This is a genomic window from Neobacillus drentensis, from assembly GCF_036965245.1.
Taxonomy (GTDB): domain Bacteria; phylum Bacillota; class Bacilli; order Bacillales; family Cytobacillaceae; genus Neobacillus; species Neobacillus drentensis_G.
This window is the reverse complement of the sequence record NZ_JBALPG010000051.1, coordinates 19,466-42,331: the sequence shown is the minus strand read 5'-3', so window position 1 is coordinate 42,331 and position 22,866 is coordinate 19,466. Positions and strand designations below refer to the sequence as shown.

Annotated in this window: 24 protein-coding genes; 3 read left to right on the top strand and 21 right to left on the bottom strand. The window is 38.7% G+C overall.

Annotated features, from left to right (window positions below):
- Nucleotides 1-49: 49 nt before the first annotated feature.
- From V7150_RS13030 to deoD, 4 genes are all read right to left on the bottom strand, one after another.
- A complete protein-coding gene (locus V7150_RS13030; RefSeq protein ID WP_335518674.1) occupies nt 50-973 on the bottom strand; it encodes a CobW family GTP-binding protein in 924 nt (307 codons plus the stop codon).
- A gap of 69 nt (nt 974-1,042) precedes the next feature.
- Complete coding sequence (locus V7150_RS13025; protein WP_335518671.1) at nt 1,043-2,521, bottom strand: S41 family peptidase; 1,479 nt, start codon at nt 2,519-2,521, stop codon at nt 1,043-1,045.
- Between the two features lie 280 nt (nt 2,522-2,801).
- Nucleotides 2,802-4,994 (bottom strand): heavy metal translocating P-type ATPase, encoded by a 2,193-nt coding sequence (locus tag V7150_RS13020; protein WP_335518669.1) that lies wholly within the window; start codon nt 4,992-4,994, stop codon nt 2,802-2,804.
- A gap of 132 nt (nt 4,995-5,126) precedes the next feature.
- Complete coding sequence (gene deoD, locus V7150_RS13015) at nt 5,127-5,831, bottom strand: purine-nucleoside phosphorylase (RefSeq protein ID WP_335518666.1); 705 nt, start codon at nt 5,829-5,831, stop codon at nt 5,127-5,129.
- Between the two features lie 152 nt (nt 5,832-5,983).
- Between deoD and V7150_RS13010 the strand changes: the two genes are divergently transcribed.
- The gene (locus V7150_RS13010) at nt 5,984-6,112 is read left to right on the top strand and encodes a hypothetical protein (RefSeq protein WP_335518663.1); all 129 of its coding nucleotides are present in this window, start codon (nt 5,984-5,986) and stop codon (nt 6,110-6,112) included.
- Between the two features lie 55 nt (nt 6,113-6,167).
- Here V7150_RS13010 and V7150_RS13005 read toward each other — a convergent pair whose 3' ends face one another.
- The 13 genes from V7150_RS13005 to V7150_RS12945 form a co-directional block, all read right to left on the bottom strand.
- Nucleotides 6,168-6,479, bottom strand: coding sequence for a YodL domain-containing protein (locus tag V7150_RS13005; RefSeq protein ID WP_335518659.1), 312 nt, complete (start codon nt 6,477-6,479; stop codon nt 6,168-6,170).
- 102 nt (nt 6,480-6,581) lie between these two features.
- The gene (locus tag V7150_RS13000) at nt 6,582-7,352 is read right to left on the bottom strand and encodes a sporulation protein (protein ID WP_335518657.1); all 771 of its coding nucleotides are present in this window, start codon (nt 7,350-7,352) and stop codon (nt 6,582-6,584) included.
- A 191-nt stretch (nt 7,353-7,543) separates the two neighbouring features.
- A complete protein-coding gene (locus V7150_RS12995; RefSeq protein ID WP_283919090.1) occupies nt 7,544-7,717 on the bottom strand; it encodes a YozD family protein in 174 nt (57 codons plus the stop codon).
- A gap of 359 nt (nt 7,718-8,076) precedes the next feature.
- A complete protein-coding gene (locus V7150_RS12990) occupies nt 8,077-8,772 on the bottom strand; it encodes a hypothetical protein (RefSeq protein WP_335518652.1) in 696 nt (231 codons plus the stop codon).
- A 136-nt stretch (nt 8,773-8,908) separates the two neighbouring features.
- Entirely contained in the window at nt 8,909-9,130 is a 222-nt protein-coding gene (locus tag V7150_RS12985; RefSeq protein WP_335518649.1) for a YozE family protein, read from the bottom strand.
- A 107-nt stretch (nt 9,131-9,237) separates the two neighbouring features.
- A complete protein-coding gene (locus tag V7150_RS12980) occupies nt 9,238-9,522 on the bottom strand; it encodes a YokU family protein (protein ID WP_335518646.1) in 285 nt (94 codons plus the stop codon).
- A gap of 13 nt (nt 9,523-9,535) precedes the next feature.
- Complete coding sequence (gene ablA, locus V7150_RS12975; RefSeq protein WP_335518642.1) at nt 9,536-10,975, bottom strand: lysine 2,3-aminomutase; 1,440 nt, start codon at nt 10,973-10,975, stop codon at nt 9,536-9,538.
- Nucleotides 10,976-11,118: 143 nt separating this feature from the next.
- Nucleotides 11,119-12,513, bottom strand: a complete 1,395-nt coding sequence (locus V7150_RS12970; protein WP_335518639.1) for a sigma-54 interaction domain-containing protein — start codon at nt 12,511-12,513, stop codon at nt 11,119-11,121.
- Between the two features lie 64 nt (nt 12,514-12,577).
- Nucleotides 12,578-13,432, bottom strand: coding sequence for a putative beta-lysine N-acetyltransferase (gene ablB / locus V7150_RS12965; RefSeq protein ID WP_335518636.1), 855 nt, complete (start codon nt 13,430-13,432; stop codon nt 12,578-12,580).
- A gap of 127 nt (nt 13,433-13,559) precedes the next feature.
- Nucleotides 13,560-14,828 (bottom strand): peptidase, encoded by a 1,269-nt coding sequence (locus V7150_RS12960; RefSeq protein ID WP_335518633.1) that lies wholly within the window; start codon nt 14,826-14,828, stop codon nt 13,560-13,562.
- Between the two features lie 103 nt (nt 14,829-14,931).
- Nucleotides 14,932-15,597: a 3-oxoacid CoA-transferase subunit B gene (locus V7150_RS12955; protein ID WP_335518631.1), complete on the bottom strand. Its 666-nt coding sequence runs from the start codon at nt 15,595-15,597 to the stop codon at nt 14,932-14,934.
- The gene (locus tag V7150_RS12950; RefSeq protein WP_335518628.1) at nt 15,582-16,274 is read right to left on the bottom strand and encodes a CoA transferase subunit A; all 693 of its coding nucleotides are present in this window, start codon (nt 16,272-16,274) and stop codon (nt 15,582-15,584) included. Before V7150_RS12950 ends, V7150_RS12955 begins: the two co-directional genes overlap by 16 nt.
- Nucleotides 16,275-17,630, bottom strand: coding sequence for an aspartate aminotransferase family protein (locus V7150_RS12945; protein WP_335518624.1), 1,356 nt, complete (start codon nt 17,628-17,630; stop codon nt 16,275-16,277).
- Nucleotides 17,631-17,816: 186 nt separating this feature from the next.
- On the opposite strand from V7150_RS12945, the gene V7150_RS12940 reads away from it, so the two are divergent.
- The gene (locus tag V7150_RS12940; RefSeq protein WP_335518621.1) at nt 17,817-19,178 is read left to right on the top strand and encodes a TrkH family potassium uptake protein; all 1,362 of its coding nucleotides are present in this window, start codon (nt 17,817-17,819) and stop codon (nt 19,176-19,178) included.
- A 153-nt stretch (nt 19,179-19,331) separates the two neighbouring features.
- On the opposite strand, the gene V7150_RS26610 is transcribed toward V7150_RS12940, so the two are convergent.
- On the bottom strand, nt 19,332-19,517 hold the full coding sequence (locus tag V7150_RS26610) for a YjcZ family sporulation protein (RefSeq protein ID WP_420490284.1): 186 nt from the start codon (nt 19,515-19,517) through the stop codon (nt 19,332-19,334).
- A gap of 118 nt (nt 19,518-19,635) precedes the next feature.
- Between V7150_RS26610 and V7150_RS12930 the strand changes: the two genes are divergently transcribed.
- The gene (locus V7150_RS12930) at nt 19,636-20,232 is read left to right on the top strand and encodes a DUF502 domain-containing protein (RefSeq protein ID WP_335518618.1); all 597 of its coding nucleotides are present in this window, start codon (nt 19,636-19,638) and stop codon (nt 20,230-20,232) included.
- A gap of 23 nt (nt 20,233-20,255) precedes the next feature.
- Here V7150_RS12930 and msrB read toward each other — a convergent pair whose 3' ends face one another.
- The 3 genes from msrB to rsgA form a co-directional block, all read right to left on the bottom strand.
- Complete coding sequence (gene msrB, locus V7150_RS12925; protein ID WP_335518615.1) at nt 20,256-20,687, bottom strand: peptide-methionine (R)-S-oxide reductase MsrB; 432 nt, start codon at nt 20,685-20,687, stop codon at nt 20,256-20,258.
- Entirely contained in the window at nt 20,677-21,237 is a 561-nt protein-coding gene (gene msrA, locus V7150_RS12920; protein ID WP_420490286.1) for a peptide-methionine (S)-S-oxide reductase MsrA, read from the bottom strand. The genes msrB and msrA overlap by 11 nt, the downstream gene beginning before the upstream one ends.
- 96 nt (nt 21,238-21,333) lie before the next feature.
- A complete protein-coding gene (gene rsgA / locus V7150_RS12915; RefSeq protein ID WP_335518609.1) occupies nt 21,334-22,401 on the bottom strand; it encodes a ribosome small subunit-dependent GTPase A in 1,068 nt (355 codons plus the stop codon).
- Nucleotides 22,402-22,866 lie beyond the last annotated feature (465 nt).

Sequence of the window (22,866 nt, the reverse complement as noted above, 5' to 3'; positions counted from 1 at the left end):
AATGGATTTTAGCTACATTAAAAGAGTTACCTGAAGATGAAATTATCATTCATTCATGGCTAATTTTATCTTGTTTTTCGAGGTTGGCAAGTTTTTCTTGCATCACATTCCAATCAATATTCTCGCCGATAAATACAAGGTTTAAAGGCATATTCATATCTTCCTTCATGTATAAAGGCATTCCATAGGAAAATTGAAATAAAAATGGCTGCTCTGAATAATCAAACTTCACATATCCTTTAATTCGGTATATCGTATCAGGCAATTCTTTTAAAAATTCTTCAAAACTCTTATGGTTAATAGCTTTTTTAAATTGGTAAACAAAGGTTGACAAGTTCAAATCTACGTGCATTGATTCCTTTTCAAATGATACCGACAGATTTCTGAGCTGGGCAATAGAAACCTGTGAATAATTTGTCAGCAGGCACCTAGCCTTGGGATTGATTGATTGAATTTCAAAGGTAATACTAGCTTGTTCCATCTCTTTTAAGTCATTCATCTTGTTAATAATAATAAAGTCAGCATGTCTTACCTGTTCTAGGATCAACTGTTGCAGCTGCGGGCTTAGTGTTTTTCGGTTTTTCCATCTTGTTCCATCTACCGTCGTTATAATACCTTTAATCACTAGTTTATCTGCAAACAACGGGGAAAGGATAGCATCCAACACCTCAACGGGATGTGCCGCTCCAGTGGTTTCAATATAAATTACGTCTGGCATTACATCCATTAATAAACCTTGAAGCTGTGCTTCAAGCTTGTCCGATATCGAGCAGCAAATACAGCCGCCTAAAAGCTCTTTTAAAGCTACATCATCATTTATCGAATCAGAATCAATCGATACCTTTCCTAATTCATTCATCATGACTGCTACTTTTCTTCCTGCACTACGTTCATCCTCAAGTAATCGTTTTAATAAAGTTGTTTTTCCACTGCCTAAAAATCCTGATAATATATAAACTTCCGCTTTTTTCATTATAATTCCCTTCTTTTTATGGATAGTTAAAAAAATTGACCCGACTCCTAACGGAATCGGGTTCATTGACTATTTCATTTTTCCTTTTAAAACCTCAACTGCTTTTTGTAATTGAGTATCATTTGTTTTGATTTTTTCTCGTAAAAGATCCATGAGCTTCATTGTTGAATCACCTTTTAATACCCCATCAGCAGGGAGACCTTGTGCTGTTTGGAAGGCGATAACAGCTTCTTTTGTGTTTTCATCAAAAAATCCGTCTTCACGTCCTGGGTCATAACCTACAGCTTTTAACATCTTCTGTGCTGTTTGAACATCAGTTGATGAGGTAGATAATGCTAGTTCCTTATCCGGATTAATAATTGGTAATGTTGCATATTCTGGAAGGGCAACCTCCACATCTGGCATGATTCCTTTTTTATGAATCCAATTCCCATTTGGTGTCAACCATTTTGCGATCGTATATTTAAGGTTTGAGCCGTCTTTAAAATCTGCTGCGGTTTGTACCGTTCCTTTTCCAAAAGACTTCTCGCCGACAAGTGGTACACCAGCCGATTCCTTTACAGCAGCTGCGAAAATTTCTGATGCGCTTGCACTTCCTTTATCAATTAAAACAACTAAAGGATAATCAGTATTCCCATCATTTTGTGAAGGAATTTCCTTAATCTTTCCGTTTCGGTCTTCTTCTTTCACAATGATTTTTCCTTTAGGAACAAACATGCTTGTAATACTGATTGCTTGGTCTAATAATCCCCCTGGATTTTGACGCAAGTCTAACACCAGACCCTTCATGCCCTTTTTCTGCAAATCATTCAAAGTAGTCACAAGTTCTTTTGATGTATTAGTTGAAAAGCTTGTTATTTGGACTTTAGCAATGGTGTCATCTATCATTTCACCATAAACGGTTTCAATCGGAATTGTATCACGAATAATCGGTACAGTCATCGGCGCATCTGTCCCAGGTCGTTGAATTGATAATTCGACTTTTGTTCCCTTTTTCCCTCTAATTAACGTAACAGCTTGAGTTGAATTCATTCCCTGCAAGCTTTTTCCATCCACAGATATGATCATATCATTTGGTTTTAAGCCAGCTTTTTCAGCAGGTGATCCTTTAATCGGAGAAACAATTATGATATGGCCTTCTTTTTCCTGAATTTCTGCACCAATTCCTTCAAAGGAAGAAGAAATACTACTGTGAAAGCTTTTGGCTTCTTCATTGCTCATATAGTCGGAATATGGGTCATCTAGTGATGAAACCATACCATCAATCGCACCATTAATGAGCTTTTGTTGGTTCACATCCTTGTAGTATCCGTTATTCAATGTATCAAATGCTTCATATAATTTATTGAATTCTGTTCTTTCCGGCGCTACCGAGACTACTTTTTCCTTTCCAAATGCCAAAGCAAATGTAGTAATCCCAGCCGATAGAAAAACAAGCAAAAATAACAGCATAATAAAATGAAACTTTTTCAAGTGAATATAACCGGATTTGTTTTCTGTCACTTGCTCTTGTTCTACTTTAACTTCATCAACTTTCTTTTGTTCCATATTCTTTTCATCCAAAGCTTTCACCACTTTCATTCACCATAAAAATATGTACTGTACAATCACTGTAACGTTCAAAACAGCCAGATTGTTGTTAACATTATCAAAAGTTATTTTTAGATCCTCTAAAAAGTAAACCCTTAGTGATTAGAATAACATTTTTTTTATAAAATTAACAAAGAAAAGTTAATAAAAATAATAAGAAACGAATTAAAATCCCTTTTTAAAGATAATGGGAATTAGTCTAAAAAGGTAAGTGAAGTTCAAATTTTACTCTTCGTTTTTATATTTTTACCCGCTTCAACCGAAGGGAGTTTGTAACAACTGATACAGAACTAAAGGCCATGGCAGCGCCTGCCACCCATGGAGCCAACAATCCTAGGGCAGCAATTGGAATCCCTCCGGAATTGTAAATAAGCGCCCAAAAAAGGTTTTGGCGAATGTTTTGCATTGTTTTTTTACTTAAAACGATTGCCTTTGGAATCAATGTCAGTTCCCCGCCAAGTATCGTAACGTCGGCCGCTTCAATTGCCACATCTGTTCCAGTGCCAATGGCAATGCCGATGTCTGCAACAGCTAGTGCAGGTGCATCATTGATCCCATCCCCGACCATTGCTACTTTCATCCCTTTTAGCTGAAGTTCTTTCACATAATTGACCTTCTCTTCTGGGAGGACTTCCGCAATCACTTTTTGAATACCAACCTCCGCAGCAATTGCTTTTGCAGTACGTTCATTATCTCCAGTAAGCATATACACCTCAATACCTAATTCGTTTAATTGTTGCACTGCTGGCTTTGCCGTTTCTTTTACGGTGTCAGCCACAGCCACCAATCCCATGATGATAGAATTAATCGCTATATACATAGCCGTCTTCCCCTCGGTTTCAAAGCGAAGCACATCCTTTTCAATCTCGGTGTATACAATGCTTTTTAAATACATCAGCTTACGAGTCCCAACATATATTTCCTCATTCCCAATTTTTGCTTCAATCCCGTATCCCGGTATTGCCTTAAACCGTTTTACTGGCAGCGTACTCGATCTTTTTTCAATCCCATACTTTACAATGGCTTCTGCAAGGGGATGTTCCGATGACTTTTCAGCTGAAATAAGGTATTGTAAAACTTTTTTCTCATCCTGATAGGCAACAAAATCAGTAACAATGGGTTTTCCTTTTGTAATCGTTCCAGTCTTATCGAGAACGATTGCATTAATTTTATGGGCTGTTTCCAAATGCTCCCCGCCTTTAAAAAGAATGCCCATTTCTGCTCCCTTCCCGGTACCGACCATAATGGATGTTGGTGTAGCAAGTCCAAGGGAACAAGGGCAGGCAATCACAAGAACTGAAATCGCCGTCTCTAATGCTACAGGAAAATCCCCTGGATTTACAAAAAGATACCAAATAAAGAATGTCAACAAAGATATGGCGACAACGACTGGGACAAAGTAACCAGATATGGTATCCGCGAGCCGTTGGATTGGCGCTTTACTGCCCTGTGCTTCTTCGACAATCTTGATAATACCAGCGAGTGCAGTTTCTTTCCCAACCTTTGTCGCTTTCATTGTCAGGGTTCCATTCTTATTAATCGTGGAACCAATTAAGGTGTTACCAACAGATTTTTCTACTGGTATGGACTCTCCAGTAATCATCGATTCATCCACAGAAGATTGTCCTAATAAGATTATGCCGTCAACAGGAATTTTTTCTCCTGGCTTCACTAGTATTCGATCTTCTACCTTTACATCTTCAATTGGGATATGAATTTCTTTTCCTTCTCTTATTACTGTCGCTTCCTTTGCTTGAAGGTTTAACAGCTTAGAAATTGCAATCGTCGTTCTTCCTTTTGCCGTAGTTTCAAATAATTTTCCTAAAAGGATTAAGGTAATAAGAACTGCACTCGTTTCAAAATAAAGATGCGGCATATAAAAAGGGTTTCCAATTGTTTTAACTCCTTCGGCAATGCTATAGAAATAAGCAGAAGAAGTTCCTAATACAACAAGGACATCCATATTTGCGCTTTTATTTTTAAGGGCTTTATAGGCACCAAGGTAAAACTGGCCGCCAATATAAAACTGTACAGGGGTAGCTAAGAGCAATTGAAACCATGGGTTCATTAGAATCTGAGGCATTGGTAAGCCAATATCAATGGGCAAATGTGCAATCATGGAATACAATAGCGGAAGGGACAATAATACTGAGAGAAAAAATTTCTGCTTTTTTTGGTTAATTTCTTGCTCCTTTAATTGCTGCTTAGTTTCCCTTTTTACTTTCTCTTTGGCACCATAACCGAGCGTCTCAATTTTCGTTAAAATATCGCTGCTAGAAACTAATTCGTTATCATAGGAAATAGCCGCAATTTCCATTGCTAAATTGACGCTTGCTTCAACGCCGTCCATTTTATTCAGAACTTTTTCAATTCTAGTCGAACAGGCAGCACAGGTCATTCCCGTAATATCCAATTTGAGCTGCTCCTTCATTATTCACCTCTCGCTCCTTTACTCACACATCTAAGTAATTGTCTTTAATAATTCTCCATTATGTACTGTAGTTCCTTTATCTATCTTTTCAAAATAAAAACCCCTTCCTTTATGGAAGAGGCTTGAACGTCATTATTCCTTGATTGCAGCTTCTAATGCTACTTCAATCATATCGTTAAAGGTTAATTGCCGTTCTTCAGCTGTGGTTTCTTCTCCTGTTAGGATGTGGTCGCTAACAGTTAAAACTGAAAGTGCTTTCCGGCCAAATTTCGCTGCCAACGTATAAAGAGCAGCTGTTTCCATTTCAATTGCGAGAATCTGATATTTAGCCCATTTTTCAAGTTCAGCATTATCGTTATAGAAAGAATCTGCAGTGAAGACATTGCCTACTTTTAAATTAAGGCCTTTAGCGACCCCTGCATCATATGCCTTTCTGAGTAAATCAAAGTTGGCAGCAGGTGCAAAATCAACGTGTCCAAATGTAAGACGGTTCATGTTTGAGTCTGTAGAGCTGGTCATCGCCAAAATCACATCACGGACTTTTACATCCTTTTGGATTGCCCCACAGGTTCCGACGCGAATCAAATTTTGAACATTATAACTTTGCATTAATTCATTCACATAAATCGAAATAGATGGAACTCCCATTCCTGTCCCTTGGACAGAAATTCTTTTTCCTTTATATGTTCCAGTAAAACCAAACATGTTTCGAACTTCGTTATAACATTTTACATCCTCTAAAAATGTCTCTGCAATATATTTTGCTCGAAGTGGATCCCCAGGAAGCAATACCGTCTCCGCAATTTCATTTTCTTTTGCACCAATATGTACACTCATTAAATAGCCTCCAATCAAAAGTTAGCACAAAATGATAGTCTGTACCATAGTCACTATAACATAAACGATTTTTATTGAAAAACGTTTCTCAAATATGGACATTATTTTTTAAAATTGTGGGAAGCTATTTCTAAATAAAAGGAGGGGTATTGATGGGAAAAAAGCACCGAAGCCGGATTAATGGGAAAAAGAAAAATAATCATATTCCTGCAGAGGCCATTGTCGCAGAACATGAAGCACATGTACAAGATCATATTGCAACTGGCGGAAGAAAAAGATGATTGTGAAAAAGTGAAACATCAAACCGCGGGGGTTTTTTCAATCCCCCACGGTTTGTCAGAGAAGCATGATTCGGTTTATTGGGTACCAACCCCCGGGTTTTAATTGATAATAAAATTGACCCGAACGACCTTCGTCAATTAAAATAATGTCCCCTGTTGTGAGAAATCTTCCTTTATAATTTGCCGGAATTCTATCGGTCACATTAAAGCGGCTAAAGGTTTCCTTTAAACAATGTTGACGGTTATTCGCGGGAATAGTTGTTCGATAAACCTCTTTATAGCCCTTATATTCACGGTACTTTGGAGTTTGAAAGATCGTCACATCATATTGAATACATGCTCTTTTTGATAATACTTTGATCATCATATCCCTCCAATTATCAGAATTAATTTTCTATTCTAATAATTAGCGATGGACATTGTCGAATCCTCCATAGAAACCACACTATTTTTGTCGATTTTCAATTGTTTATGAATATCTTTGAATCACACTTTGAATTTTTTGCTGTAAATATGGGATATCAGCATTTGTGACAGATAATCTTACATTTGTTTCATCTGCCCCCAATGCCTCTGAGAACAATCCAGATAATCCTCTTGCACGCCGATCCACTTGGAACATAATATCGAGTGTGCCATTTCCTGCAGGGAAGAAAACAACTTCTAATTCATCTAATCTGCCGCGGAATGGACCTGATGTCGGTACAAACTCAAATTCTTGAACAAATGGCAGCCGTGCACGTAAGCGCCTTGGAGCTTCCTCACAATCAGCTTCGCGAATTCTAAAGCCTAGGCTGTCAACAGCATTGAACACAGCAGACATTAATGGATTAGGCACAACTTTTAGATAGTCTTTATCACTTGGATCCATACCGCCTTTAATATCTAAGCCAGTTGTAACCCAAACTTTGGAGCGGCCAATCGATAGCGGTGTATCAAATGGAAGTTGAAAAGAAAACGGAATTTCCTTTTTTTCATTTGCCCTTATGGTGAACGGAGTCGTTAAGCGAAAACGGTCGATGGCAGACGTTACGGTATACTTTCGATCATCTGACTCTCTTAAATACGTGGTATTTAAGGTAAGATAAATCTCGTCAACCTGCTGCTCTACCTTGCCGCCTTTTATTTCTACTACACCCTGAACGGTCTCACCAGGCATGTACGTATCCTTTTCGAGCTTAGTATCCACCGCAGCAGATCCGATTCCTACACTTGCAAATACTTTGTTAAAAAATGACATGTTTTCTCCTCCTCAATTGAACATTCTTATTGTTTCAAATTATATACGAAAAAAAAATATAAAGGTTTCGCTAGATTTATGTAAAAAAAATGAAAATTTTATCAAACAAAAAGCGAGCAGCAAATGCTCGTCTTTCGTGTTCATCTATAATAATTGGATGAGGGTTTTCTCCTCTCCTTATTTGATTATTATTATTCATCTTGTACCTCTTCATCGATAATGCTCTTTTCGATTAAATATTCGAAGGTTATGTCTGCGATTTCTTCCAATTCCTCTTCGCTAGGAACGTATCCCCTTTTTACAAGCTCATGAAAGAAAAATTCAGCAATTTCTTCTGTATCAATAAAAACTTCAATTTCTCTCATAGCATCGCCCCCTTTTTAGAGAATGTATGATGTACATGACTTTTTCATGCTATTTACTTTGATTTGCCACTTCCAATTGATTTATCCAGTATTAATGTACGATTTTAAAAGTGATTTTATCAAAAGCAAACATGTCTTTTTTTGATTGGACAAGCATAGGATGTAAATAAAGAAACCTATGAGGTGATCAAATGTCAAATGTACAATTGAAGTTAGAAGCATTTATAGAAGATGTTAACTGCGAGGATGGTTTCACCCTTGGATTATTTGCGAAAATTACTGACACAATGTTTTTTTTCATTAAATGGGCAGGAATTCCGTTTGTTCTATATTTATTTTTTCTAATTTTGAGGTGGTAGCTATACGTGACTTTTCCCATCATTACTTCCCAGACTTTCTAATTTTCTGAGAATCACCCGCATTACTTGATGGTATTCTTGATCTTGAAACATTTCATATAGAATACGGTAATCATTAAATATGTCCAATAGATTATCAATTAGTTCTTTTTTTTCTTTTTTTCGTTCAATTTCTTCATATTCTGATTTCCTATTCATGTTCTGAAAATTAGGCTTTTTTTCTGTTTTCTCTTGTTTGTTGACTAAGTATAGAAGACCTAGTTTTTGGATGAACGTATCAGCACTTTCAGCATCAGCAACTAGTGTCAATTCCTCCTCACCAGCTTCAAGCCATTCCCCATCACTTACTCGTGAAAGCTCATAAATGACATCTTCCCAGGCATCCTCTTTGTAGCGCCAAATTTCTGTTCGAAAGCCAACTACTTTAAATAAATCAGCACCATAACCACTAACTTGAACTAGATCTCCGAAAAAAAACTTATACTCGATATCAATCTGTTCTTGATCCATTACTGTGCCATCATATTCTGAAAGTAATTGCAGGGCTTCTTCAATGAATAACCCATCACTCTTATTTACTTCATAAACATACTTACCTTCTAGCCATTTTATATCGGTGACCTTGCCGACAGTTCCATAAATTGTAATCACGACCGTATCCCCGATCTGATACTTCGATTTTTTTCTTTTTGCCATGTCCTCCCATCCCCTCAATTGGATTAGTCTGAATATTATTTACAATAGTATATGCATGGCAATCGATATCGCTCACGAGATTTATAAAATGAAAAAATCGCCTCCCATTAGGAGACGATGACATTGTCTGCGATAATCAGCTTTCCGAAATAATATATTGCTGCCAGGCTTCATCAAATACAGTCATCGAATCTAAATAATGTCCATTTAGTTCCAGATATGAACTTAGTTCATGGTAATCCTCCGCTGTTTTCGGAAATCCATGATCCAAATAAGCATGGTTAGCAAACGAGCTTATCTCATCCTTTGGGGCTGGATGTCTGTATTTCATTAGAAAATGATAAAATGATTTTCTCATATTTAAATACCCTTCTAATTTCTTATATGAAATACTATAGCGGATTCTGTCGATATCGTCCAGAAATACAAAAGGATAAAACAACCCATGTTATCATGCTGCCATTTTTATGAGGAAAAATCAAAATAATTCTTTTTCAATAATCGAGGTATTTTCATTAATTCTTCAAAGGTAATCACTTTCCCGATTTGCTTGCAATCAATCAAAAATAAATGATTCTCGATTTCTTTTACAATGACTTCGGTTTGATAAACCATGTCACAATCAGGACAGCGATATGTGGGGGTTGCCGCGATTTCAATCGCCCTCGAGCCGTCCGGTAATTCCCAGAAAACAGAGTCTGAGGTTCGTTCCACATATGTGCTGTTGCACCATTCACATTCAATTTTCACGTGTCCTCGCCCCCTATTCCCTAATCGGCTCTGCTGTATTTCCGGCGACTTTCGTAATTTGATTATCCTTTTCCTTCTCAGTCAATGCTTTAAATTTCTTTTCCTTTAATTCATCTCGCTTACTCCGCTTATCTTTTAACGATGTATGTGTAGGGTCTTGATTGTAATCATTGCGGCGATCAAGTCTTGTAATGCCTTCCGGAACAAGATTAAAATGTTGATCATTCATTATTCCAGCAATACCGGCAAGCGACCTTTTCTCTTCCATATCAGGATAAATTTCTTGAAAGTAACCTTCTGCTCTGTCCGGTACATAGTTTTCAGGTTCCGGATAGGACGTTATAACTCCTTCAAAGTTACGGAGAACCACCTTTTCTGGGCTTTGGGAAATTAAGTAGTTCGGCTGCAAGGCAATTTTCCCGCCTCCGCCAGGAGCATCGACGACAAAGGTTGGCACAGCATACCCACTGGTATGTCCGCGAAGTCCCTCGATAATTTCGAGCCCTTTGGAGACCGGTGCCCGGAAATGACCAATTCCTTCCGAAAGATCGCATTGATAAATATAGTATGGGCGGACGCGTATTTTGACGAGATCATGCATAAGCCGTTTCATAATTGGGACACTGTCGTTAATTCCTGCTAGTATAACAGACTGATTACCAACCGGAACTCCAGCATTTGCTAGCATTTCACATGCCCTTTTTGAGTCTTCGGTAATTTCGATGGAAGTATTAAAATGAGTATTCAGCCACACAGGATGGTACTTTTTCAAAATATTGCAGAGGTTTTCTGTGATTCTCTGCGGGAACACAACAGGTGCCCTTGTCCCGATCCGAATGATTTCTACATGGTCAATTTCTCGTAAATTTTTTAAGATATATTCCAAAATATTATCGTTGATTAATAGCCCATCACCGCCGGAAATTAACACATCACGAACCTGCGGTGCTTGTTTGATGTAGGATATAGCAGCATCTAGTTGTTTCTTAGGCACACCCATCCCTATTTGCCCGGAGAAGCGTCTTCTTGTACAATAGCGGCAATACATCGAGCATTGATTAGTAACAAGGAACAGGACTCGGTCAGGATATCGATGCGTTAGCCCTGGTACAGGAGAATCCTCATCTTCATATAATGGGTCTTCAAGGTCATATTTCGTTTTATAAATTTCCTTTGAAATCGGAACAGATTGCATTCTGATTGGACACCTTGGATCATCAGGATTCATTAAAGAAGCATAGTATGGAGTAATATTTAATGGAATCGTTTTCGTTGAGACCCTTACCCCTTCTTCTTCATCTGGAGTTAAGTTAATGACCTTTTTTAGGTCATCTATGGTACGGATTGTATTGGTTAATTGCCAGAGCCAATCGTTCCACTGCTCTTCTGTAACATCTTTCCAAAGCTCTATATCCTTCCAATGCCTTTTAGGTTTATATAAAAATTGCTTCATGATCATTCCCCCTATGCTCACTTTACTAAAATAGTTATGCAAGAATCATGCCAACTCACAAAATGGCGTAATAATCATAATTAAATGAAAATTCATATTTTTCAGCCTTCAAAATATAAAAAAAGCGCCGAAAATTCGGCGGTTTACTCCATCATTTTTTTCATTTTATACTGTAATGTCTGCCTTGGAATCTCTAAAAGCTTTGCTGCTTGGTTAATATTCCCTGCGCTTTGGTCAAGAGCATTCATAATCAACTTCTTCTCAACTAATTCAAGATTTTTTCTTAATGATAGACCTTGAAGAGGAGTACTTTTTCCTTTTGACGTGGCAGGCTGCTGCCTAAGCATAATTGGCAAATCCTCATACCTCAACCATTTTTCCTCGCAAACATTCATCATATATTCAACCGTATGTTTAAGTTCCCGGACATTCCCCGGCCATTGATAGTCGATAAAGAAACTTTCAAGCTTCTTTTCTACACCTTGTATACTCTTTTTAAGTTTTCTATTAAAATCTTGAATAAAATAATCTGTTAAATACAAAATATCCTCAGTCTGTTTCCTTAATGGCAGGAGAGAAAACGTGAATACATTTAAGCGATAATAAAGGTCGGAGCGCAGCTTCTTTTCTTGAAGAGCAATGGCTGGGTGCACATTCATCGCGGCGATGACACGTACATCCACGGAACTATTATGCGAGCCTCCAACCCTCCTTACCATCCCATCCTCTAAAACCCTTAAAAGCTTCGCCTGCAGTTCAATCGGCATTGTATGTAGTTCATCAAGAAATAGGGTACCACCGTCGGCAAGTTCAAATAGCCCTTTGCGATCGACTGCCCCAGTATAGCTGCCTTTAGCGGTGCCAAAAAGGATACTTTCCAGCAAGGTTTCTGGTATGGCTGCACAGTTTTGGACAATAAATGCACCGCCTGAACGGAGTGATTCATGATGAATGCCTTGAACAAATAATTCCTTTCCCGTTCCAGACTCTCCATATACGAGAATAGGAGAATCTGATTTTGCCAGCTTCCGGGCTTCGTCTATCATACCAATAAATTCAGAGTTAACCGTCATTAAATCATTAAAAGTATAGTTTACTTGCTTCAAAACCTTTTTTTTTCTGCTTTTATTGATGCTTTTTTGTAAATCTAATAATCTTTCTGCCAGCAGTTTCATGCGCGAATAGTCTTTCGCAATTTCTACAGCACCGATTATTTTTTCTCCCAGAAAGATCGGCAGTGTGGTATTGATAGTATCAATTCTTGTCCCATGTACATTCAGGTACACCTGTGTTTGATTGTAAATAGGCTTCCCTGTATTAATTACCTTTAAAAGCGTACTGGACTCTTCTGTCAGGGAGGGGAATGCGTCAATTAAATGCTTTCCCTGCACTTCCTTCACATCCATACCATCATGCTTTGCTGCTACTTCATTATAAAAAATCGTTCTTCCTTCTGTATTTACCACATGGATTCCTTCATCAATACTCTTTAGAATGGCTGTAATAACTTCTTGCGTTAAAGCTGTTAATTGTACCATTTCATTCACCTGCCCTTCTGGCCGTAATGTAGGTGCCGAAAAATTGGCTTCTTAAGCCGAAATTTTAGCAGATTGCCAGATTCTTTACCCACATATTCATATTTTCGAGCTTGTCATAAATATAACAATTATTCATGAGCCTTCCCCGATACGAATAACCGAGTTGAAATAAAACGGCATTCATCCCGAAGGATAACGACCTCGCAATGGAATATGCACAAAAGATTCCATTTCGTTTCAATTCACGTTCAAGCTCTTGAAGAATGATCTTCATGAGTCCATATTTCCTATGTTCTGTTAATGTTGCACAATCCGTTAATTCGGCATTTTTATAAAAAGCATTAATTTCAGCAGAAGCTGCACTGACAATTTTCCCCTGATAAAAAAAGACATAATAGATCGTCCCCTCCTGTATCGTCTTTTTTACATATTCCGGATCATGCAATGGAGTAGGATAAATTTGAAATACGTGGCTATATAATGCTGAAAGCTCCTCGGCACAGCTCTCATCCGCCTTTTTTATTTGGTATTCCTTCGGTGGGAATGTTTTTTCCACTGTTTTGTCCAATTGATAAATGCTATGAATCATCCCGTCTTCGGTAATCCAATGATCATTCCGCTTTCGGTCTGGAGTATAGAATTTTGAAAAAAAGTGTGCATCTGAGCCAAGAAAATAACGGTCAACCACCGCTTCTAGCTGAAAGCCTTTTTCGAAAAAAAAGAGAAAATCTTCGCTCCGTCCTTTAATGATTAATTTTTCCGCATGATGCTGAAGAACGAGCTCCTCAGCTTTTTCTAATAGTACTCTTGTATTCCCACGATAATCATCAACCCGAATTCTTTTATTAAAAGGATCAAGATACACTTCGAGGAAATAACTGCTTTCCTGTAAGCAAATGGTGGATGCTGTTTTATTCATGTAGGTCACTCCTTATATACAATAATCTCACTCAAGGCTTTTTGAAAAAAGTCTGGCCTAGAATTAAGCCAGACGATTCCGCTGTAAATCTATCATCATATCTTACTGTTAAAAATAGTTAATTCTACTACTCATCAACTTCACACCATTTCAATAGTGTTAAGGCAATGATTTCACTTGCTGCAAACATATCTTCCAGATTGATATGCTCATTGGCATCATGAGCCGTTTCGGTAATACCAGGACCGAAAACAACAACAGGAGTATTTCCTACTGCGGAAAGTATTCCACCATCTGTTCCCCATGGACTTGCTTCAATAACAGGGTTCTCCCCCTTCACTTCTACAAAACTTTTAGTTAGTTCCTTTATCAATGGATGATCACTTTCAAGACTTCCTGGCAGCCACCTGCCGCCAAACCATTCAATCTTTAGAGGATTTTCACGAAGCCATTCATCTTGCTGATTTAATTCACACAGGCAATTTTCCATTTCACGCTGTGCCGATTGAATCGTTTCATCTGGCGACACTCCCATTCTTCCTTCGATGATGGCGTTGTCAGGCACCGAAGAAGGCCATTTGCCACTTGTAATCTTTCCAATGTTAATCGGAATGGGAATGGGGATTTTTTCAAAAAGGGGATCTGAAATCTTGGCATTTCTATTTTTCTCTAACTGCTGTAAGCCTTGAATCACTAGAAGAGATTTCTCGATGGCACTAATACCTTCATATCTAGTTCCACCGTGTGCCGCCTTACCAGTCACGGTGATGCGAAACCACATGGAGCCCTGTTGCTTTGGGAATAGTTTCAAATTTGTCGGCTCGGGAATGATAGCCCCGTCAGCATGATATCCCCTTAAAACAGCAGCAAGAGTCCCAGCCCCACCGCTTTCTTCTTCAATTACACTTTGAAAAATAACATCCCCTTTTAACTTAATTCCATTTTCAATCAACGATTCGATTGCCATGAGCAGTGCCACATTCCCGCCTTTCATATCGGTTGCACCTCTGCCGTACAGCTTGCCGCACTCAATCAATCCGCTAAACGGGTCATTGCTCCAGCTCGATTCTTCCCCAACTGGGACGACATCGATGTGGCCGTTTAAAATGATTGATTTTCCTCCGCCTGACCCTTTTAACACTGCTACTAAATTGGGATTCCCTTCGAAACTTTGACGGTCACAGCAATTAGCTGGATGTTTCTTTAATTCTTCACCATCAAGTTCCCAAATATCAAGTACTAACCCAAGCTGACGACATTTTTCAATTACAATCGCTTGTGTACTGCTTTCATTTCCTCTCGTGCTATTTTCTCGTACAAGGATTTGTAACAGTCTTGCCCCTCGAGCACGATTCTCCTTTAGCCAATGCTTAATTTTGCTTTCATTTTTGTTCAAATGATTCACTCCCCCAGGTAGATTTTTGCTTAGTACGGGATATTCCGAACAGTTTTACTTATATTTTTGTTCAAATGATTCACTCCCCCAGGTAGATTTTTGCTTAGTACGGGATATTCCGAACAGTTTTACTTATTTTAAATTCACACCCGGTTTTATTTACTACATACTCTAAATTGAATGGTGAAAACAGCTCTGTCAAAAGCAGGCCATCTTCGGATACCTTGAAAACAGCTAAGTCAGTGACAATAAGATCGACACAACGGGCTGATGTTAATGGTAATGTGCAGGATGGAACTATTTTCGGATTGCCATGTTTGTCACAATGGTTCATTACAACAATGACTTTTTTTGCTTTTTGCGCAAGCTCCATCGCACCTCCCATCCCCGGAACCTTTTTCCCCGGAACAATCCAATTTGCAAGGTCGCCATATTGACTGACCTGCAATGAACCTAAAATGGTGATATCAACTCTCCCTCTACGGATCATACCGAAAGCAATGGCGCTGTCACAATAAGAACCACCCATGTTGAGTGTGACAGGAAATCCACCGGCATTACATAAATTCTCATCTTCTTCCCCTTTTACAGGACTCGGCCCCATCCCGGTAATCCCGTTTTCAGCATGAAACATCACCATTGTTTCCTTTGACAAATGGTTCGGAACAAGTGAAGGAATACCGATACCAAGGTTGACCACCATTCCATTTTGAATTTCCTCCGCTGCCCTTTTCGCCATTTGGTTGCGAACGTCTATTCCCATGCCCATTTCCAATTCACCCCCTTAGAAGGAATCACATAATCAACGAACACTCCCGGAGTAATGATTTCATCAGGGTCCAGACAGCCCATTGGAACAATTTCTTCTACCTCCGCAATCGTTATTTCCCCTGCCATTGCAACAAGTGGATTGGTATTACGGGCACTTTTGTCAAATATTAAATTGCCGTATACATCTGCCTTTTTCGCAAAGACAATCGAAACTTCTGCTGTTAAGGCAGTTTCAACGAGATAATTTTTCCCATCGATAGCAAATAGCGGTTTATTTTTCGATACCATTTCGTTATCCATCCCGATATCGGATAAGATCGCTGGCAGACCCACACCCCCAGCACGTATCCTTTCCGCTAAAATTCCCTGTGGTGAAAACTCTACTTCAAGCCTTCCGTCATTCATGAGCTGTCCTGCAATCGGATTAGAGCCAATATGCGAGGCAATAACCTTCTTGGCTAGTCCCTGGCTGACTATTTTCCCGATGCCAATGTGAGGAAAACCTGTATCGTTTCCTATCAAGATCAGATCATGTACGCCTTTTTCCAAAATCCCATCAATTAATGTCGGGGGTGAACCGACCCCGCCAAATCCACCAAACATTAATGTCATGCCATCATGAAAAAATTCCATGACCGCTTCTAAGGTTGAAATTTTTCCGAATGAATTTTCCATTTAGATATCACCAACTGTTCCTATATTTATTTGGTTTGAAAAGGCAGCGAATGTTTCTTTTAATAATAATACAAGGTTCTCAATCTCTCTTTTTGTGATCGTTAATGGCGGAGAGACGATAATGGCATCACCATTGACCCCATCAATCCCGGCACCGGCAGGGTAAACGAGGAGTCCTTTTTCCTTGGCAAGCGCAATAACTTTTTGAGTAATCAAGGCCTCTCTTGGAAATGGCGTTTTCATTTCACGATCCTCGACAAATTCAATACCAAGGAGCAATCCCTTGCCTCGTACATCACCAATAAATGAAAATTGTCCTTTTAGTTTTTCAAGCTGATTTTTCAAATAAACTCCCTTACATTCTACCTCTTTAATAATCTCGTTTTTTTCTAAGTATTCGAGAACAGCTAATGACACCGCACATGATTGGGGATTCGCACTTAATGTATGCCCGCTCATCACTGACTTTGTTCCGGCCAAGATCGGTGCCATGACCTTTTCACTTGCAACCGCAGCAGCAATGGGCGCATATCCAGCTCCCATCCCTTTACCAAATGCCACAATATCCGGAATGACATCCCATTGCTCACATGCAAGTACCGTTCCAGTCCGGCCAAAACCAGTCATGACTTCATCGGCAATAAAGAGAATATCATTGTCCTCGCAGATTTTTTTTATGGTTTTGTAATAATCCTTTGGTGGTGCAATCGCACCGCCTGCAGCCCCGATAACAGGTTCAGCGATAAAGGCAGCGATTTGGTCGGCCCCCATCCTCTTGATTGCAGTTTTCAATTCATTGGCACACATGTAGCCGCAGGATGGTGCCTCCTGATTATACGGACACCTGTAGCAATAGGGCGGGTTGATAACTGGAAAATCCTCTAAGAGCGGAACAAACCTAGCCCTTCTTCCGGCATGGCCTGACATCGAAAGCGCTCCCAATGTTATTCCATGATAACTTACCCATCTTGATAACACCTTTGTCTTTGTAAGAATCCCTTGTTCCTGCCAATATTGAATCGCCATTTTCATCGCCGTCTCTGTCGCTTCTGAGCCGCTGTTCACAAAGAAACTCCAATTTAGTTCTCCAGGTGTCCAATCGGCAATTTTTTTCGCCAGCTTTTCAGCAGCTTCACTTGTAAATTGAGATCGATACACAAATGAGACTTTTTTAGCCTGTTCCTGCATCGCTTCAATGATTTCGGCTACGCCATGACCGATATTGGCTGTAACAGCGCCTGAAGCGGCATCAAGGTATTTTTTCCCTTCCAGATCAAATAAGTAGATCCCTTCACCATAATCAATGACCGGGTATATTTCATCGAGCACGGGTTTGATTAGAAACGATTTTTCCATAGGACACCACTTTCTTTTTCAAAATAAGTCGGTACATACTTCATTGTATGAATCAGTTTTTCATTCTATCATCTCATTTGAAAGGGTTATGACGAAGAATTAAATAACGGATTCTTATTAACCTCTCTTTTACTTTTAGGCATGGATATAATAGAATTACAGTAGATAACAGAAGGAAAAGGTCATATGAACACAATTAAAAAACTTAAATTAAAAACGAAACAACTATCGACTATACAATTAATCGTTATTTTTTATTTGTCTGCATTAATCGTTTCTACACTTTTATTAAAAATTCCTCTTGCACATCGAGAAAATGTTTCGTTAAGTTTTATTGATGCTATGTTTACCTCTGCCAGCGCCATTAGTGTAACAGGATTAAGCGTCATTTCGTTAAAAGATACATTCAGTAACTTTGGAATCTTTCTTTTATGCTTAATTCTGCAATTAGGCGGACTCGGGGTCATGTCTTTAAGTACTTTCCTCTGGATTATGCTAGGTAAAAAAGTGGGATTGAAAGAAAGACAGCTGATTATGATTGACCAAAATCAGTCCAATCTAGCGGGGTTGGTACAACTGGCAAAACGAATATTCATTATTTTTGTTTCCTTTGAATTAATAGGTGGAATAATTTTAGGTTTTTGGTTCATGAATTATTACGATAGTCCTTTAACTGCTTTTAAACATGGATTTTTCGCTTCCATTAGTGCAACAACTAATGCTGGTTTTGATATCACCGGAGAGTCCCTTAGTCCATTCAGCCATGACTACTTTGTTCAAACGATAGTAATTATTTTAATGATTGTTGGAGCAATTGGATTTCCAGTGATAGTGGAAATTTATGAATTCTTTTTATGTATGATCAAGAAGAAAAGATTTCATTTTACCTTGTTTACAAAATTAACAACATTAACGTTTGTTATCCTAACTGTAATAGGCGCACTATTTATATTTCTTCTTGACAGTAATAGCTTTTTTGTAAATAAGGCATGGCATGAATCATTTTTTTACTCCCTATTTCATTCAGCGACAACTAAAAGTGCTGGACTAGCAACAATGGATGTTAATGAGTTTACACCCAGTAACCAGCTGTTCCTGTCGATTTTAATGTTTATTGGCGGCTCACCTAGCAGTGCAAGCGGTGGAATAAGAACAACCACGTTTGCCATCGTTATTTTAGCGATTATTTTTTATGCACATGGAAAAAGCTCAATCAAAATATTTAGACGGGAACTTCATAAGGAAGACGTCCTAAAATCATTTATTGTGCTCACAACTGCAGCATTTCTTTGTTTAAGTTCGATTTTAGTTCTATCAATCACAGAGCAAGGGACATTAATTGAGGTCATTTTTGAAGTATCTTCTGCTTTCGGAACAAATGGATTATCGATGGGGTTAACACCTAGATTAACGACATTTGGCAAGATTCTTATCATCATTTTAATGTTTATCGGAAGGGTTGGTATTGTAACCTGCTTATTTATGTTACGCGGCAAAGGAAGTAAGGAGAAATTCAATTATCCAAAAGAAAAGGTAACAATCGGATAATATCATTATTGATATTGGGGACTTGGAAACAAGTTTTCCCCATTTTTTTTATTTTATCAAATTAACCAACTAGCTGTAAAAAATGAACACGCAACTTTAATAAGAAAAAAGGCTGAATCCCGGACGAATTCTCGAGAGTCAGCCTTTTTTTTATCAAAAGTTCCAACTTGCACCGATTATAATAAGCAAAATAAACAGGACAACGATTAACGCAAAGCCGCCAAAGCCAAAACCACAGCATCCTCCTACAGGGTGCGCCGGATAACAGCCTCCTCCTACAGGGTATGCCGGATAACCACAGCCGCCATCAAATCCATATCCTCCAAATCCTCCATACATACACAATCACTCCTCGATAATTTGTGTCTTTTCCATGTTACATTATGTACTAGATACTTGACCTGTATGTGCATTCGCCTATATTATGAGAGACAATGATAAATTTGTAGGTGATAAGATGAAATCAGTTTTCAAGAGTTTTATTAATGGCATTTTAACGATTGTGCCGATTATTCTTGTGATTTATGTTATTTATAAAACGTTTCTATTTTTGGACGGCTTGTTAGGCAACTCGCTGAAGCCTTACTTAAGAGAAGATTACATACCTGGAATCGGCTTATTGACGACCATTATTTTAATTACCCTTTTAGGCTGGCTGTCTACAAAATATGTAACGGGAAAAATGGTTAAACTAATTGATCGACTGCTTGAAAAAATTCCAGTGGTTAAAACGATTTATTCGGTTATTAAGGATACGGTTCAATCCTTCCTTGGCGATAAGAAATCATTTTCCAAGGTGGCATTGGTTGTGATTCCAGGAACTGAAATGCGCAGTATCGGTTTTATTACTTCGGAGCAATTGGAGGATTTTTATAGTCCTCTAAAGGATCATGTTGCTGTCTATATCCCACAAACATTCCAGGTAGCTGGATTTACGTTTTTAATCCCAAAGAATCAAGTGGAAATAATCGAGGTTAAGGCCGAGGATGCAATGAAATTTGTCCTTTCAGGGGGGATGACATCTACATCTAAACAGAAGGGGAAAAATACATAATAAAAAGCCGCGAATTGCGGCTTTTACTCTTTTTCAAACAACTTCGTAAATTCCCCATAACCTTTTTCTTCAAGCTCCTCATTCGGTATAAACCGTAACGCAGCGGAGTTGATACAATAACGTAAGCCTGTCGGTTCTGGGCCGTCATTAAATACATGACCCAAATGGGAATCCGCGGTTTTACTTCGAACCTCTGTCCGCACCATAAAATGACTATAATCTTCTTTTTCCAACACTTCATTGTCTTCAATTGGTTTCGTAAAGCTTGGCCAGCCACAGCCTGCATCAAATTTATCAAGCGAGCTAAATAACGGCTTCCCTGAAACGATATCCACATAAATACCGTCTCTCGCTTCATTCCAATATTCATTTCGAAACGGCTGCTCTGTCCCATTATTTTGCGTTACTTCATACTGGATTGGCGTTAATTCTTTTTTCAAATCCTTATTTTGCATGATTGTCTCCCCAATGCCTCTCTATAAAACCTGCTCTCCCTGACCCTATATGATAGGACTGATAGTGAGCCCGATTTTTCTTATAGTAGTACTGATGATAATCTTCAGCCGGATAAAATGTCTGCGCCGGCAAAATTGGTGTTACAATCGGTCTGTTAAACCGGCCGCTTTCTTGTAATGTTTTCTTTGATTCTTCGGCAAGCTTTTTTTGTGTTTCATCATGGTAGAAAATCGCAGTTTGATACGATTGACCTCGGTCATAAAATTGCCCGCCCGGATCGGTAGGGTCAATTTGTAGCCAATATAGCTCTAATAATTTTTCATACGGGAAAACGTCCGGATTATAAGTTATTTGTACGGCTTCATAATGTCCGGTAGTATCTGAGCAAACCTGTTGATAGGACGGGTTTTCTACTGTTCCCCCGGTATAACCTGACAGAACACTAATAATCCCCGGCAGTTCATCAAACGGCTTCACCATACACCAGAAACAGCCGCCGGCAAATGTTGCAAATTGATGTTTCTCTTCCACGATCCCACCCCTTTTCATCATAATAAAAGTATACAGAAGATTTACTTAAAAATAAAATCTAGCACTTAAAATAAAATAAGCCGAACCAGTCCCAGCTGGCTCGGCAATTTTATTTTATCGACTTTTCCGTTGCTTCATTTGTTTATTTATATTTTTCCAGTGTTTTCGTACCTCTGCCTGTGCACGTTTATCGGCTTTTCGTTCAATAAACGCCAGTTCCTTTTGCAGTTTGTTGTAGCTATTTAATCGTTCTAAAGCAACAAAACCCTCTTCAATCGCCTTTACCACCGCGCAGCCCGGCTCATCCTTATGCTGACAATCGCGGAAGCGGCACTGTGAAGCAAGTTCTTCAATTTCTGAAAAGGTTTCCGTTAAACCCTCTGAGCTTTCCCATAGCTGCAATTCCCTCATCCCAGGGGTATCAATTAAGATACTGCCATTGGGCAAGACAATCATCTCTCTGTGGGTTGTCGTATGTCTCCCCTTAGCATCATCCTCACGAATCTCTTGCACCAATTGCTTTTCTTCCCCTAATAATCGATTCGTTAAGGTTGATTTCCCTACCCCAGATGACCCAAGAAGGGCAATAGTTTTACCAGGCTGCAAAAAGGGTTCTAATTTTTCAAATCCATTCATGGTCTCCGAACTGATCGGAATAACAGGCACACCACCATAGGCAATTGCTTCCACTTCGGCCAACTTCACCGTTATATCGTGACAAAGGTCAGCTTTACTTAACACAATGACAGGGTTTGCACCGCTTTCCCATGTCAATAAAAGATAGCGTTCTATTCTTCTTAAATTTAAGTCCTCATTTAATGAGTTTACCAGAAAAACGGTATCGACGTTCGCGGCAACAATTTGCTCTTCAGCGGTGGCACCAGCTGATTTTCTTGAAAACTTACTATTACGCGGCAAGACAGCTAAAATGGTTCCCTTTCCTTCATTGAACCTTGGCTTCAAGCAGACCCAATCACCAACAGCAGGAAAATCCTCACGGGTGTGAGCCTGAAAACTAAATTTCCCCGAAACCTCAGATAACAATTCACCCTGTTCAGTCCAAACCCGATACAAACGCTTGTGCTCGAGGGCTACGCGGCCAATAATCAAATCTTCACTTGTTTTAACTTTATCAAAATCATTTTTAACTTTTTCAGTTAAGCCCATTGTTTCTAATTTCATCCTTATTCCTCCAGCGAACTTTATTTTTAAAAAAATAAAAAACCATAGGCACACACAGCCCATGGTTATATTCGCATCGTCAAATAAGGGTATAAAGCAGGTCCCTAAACGGAAAATATTTGGGCTGTGCAAACAATATTCAACTCACAGAATGTTCTCATCGTTTCAATTAACATTGCACGTCACCCACTTTCAAAGTTATTTATTAATAGTATATGCAATATTTATCCACTTGTAAACAAAAATTCCAATTTTCGCAAATCGAAAGATAGACACCTACCTAAATCAAATTGAATAAATTATGGTGTAATCCACTAGTAAGGAGTTGATAAAATGTCCGGGACAAGAAACCAAGCTGATTATCTTCAAAAAGCTGCCATGTATGATTTGTTAGCGCAATATTATAAATACACAAACCCAAACCTTCACATGCATTTTTATTTAAAACATTTTAAATACATGAAT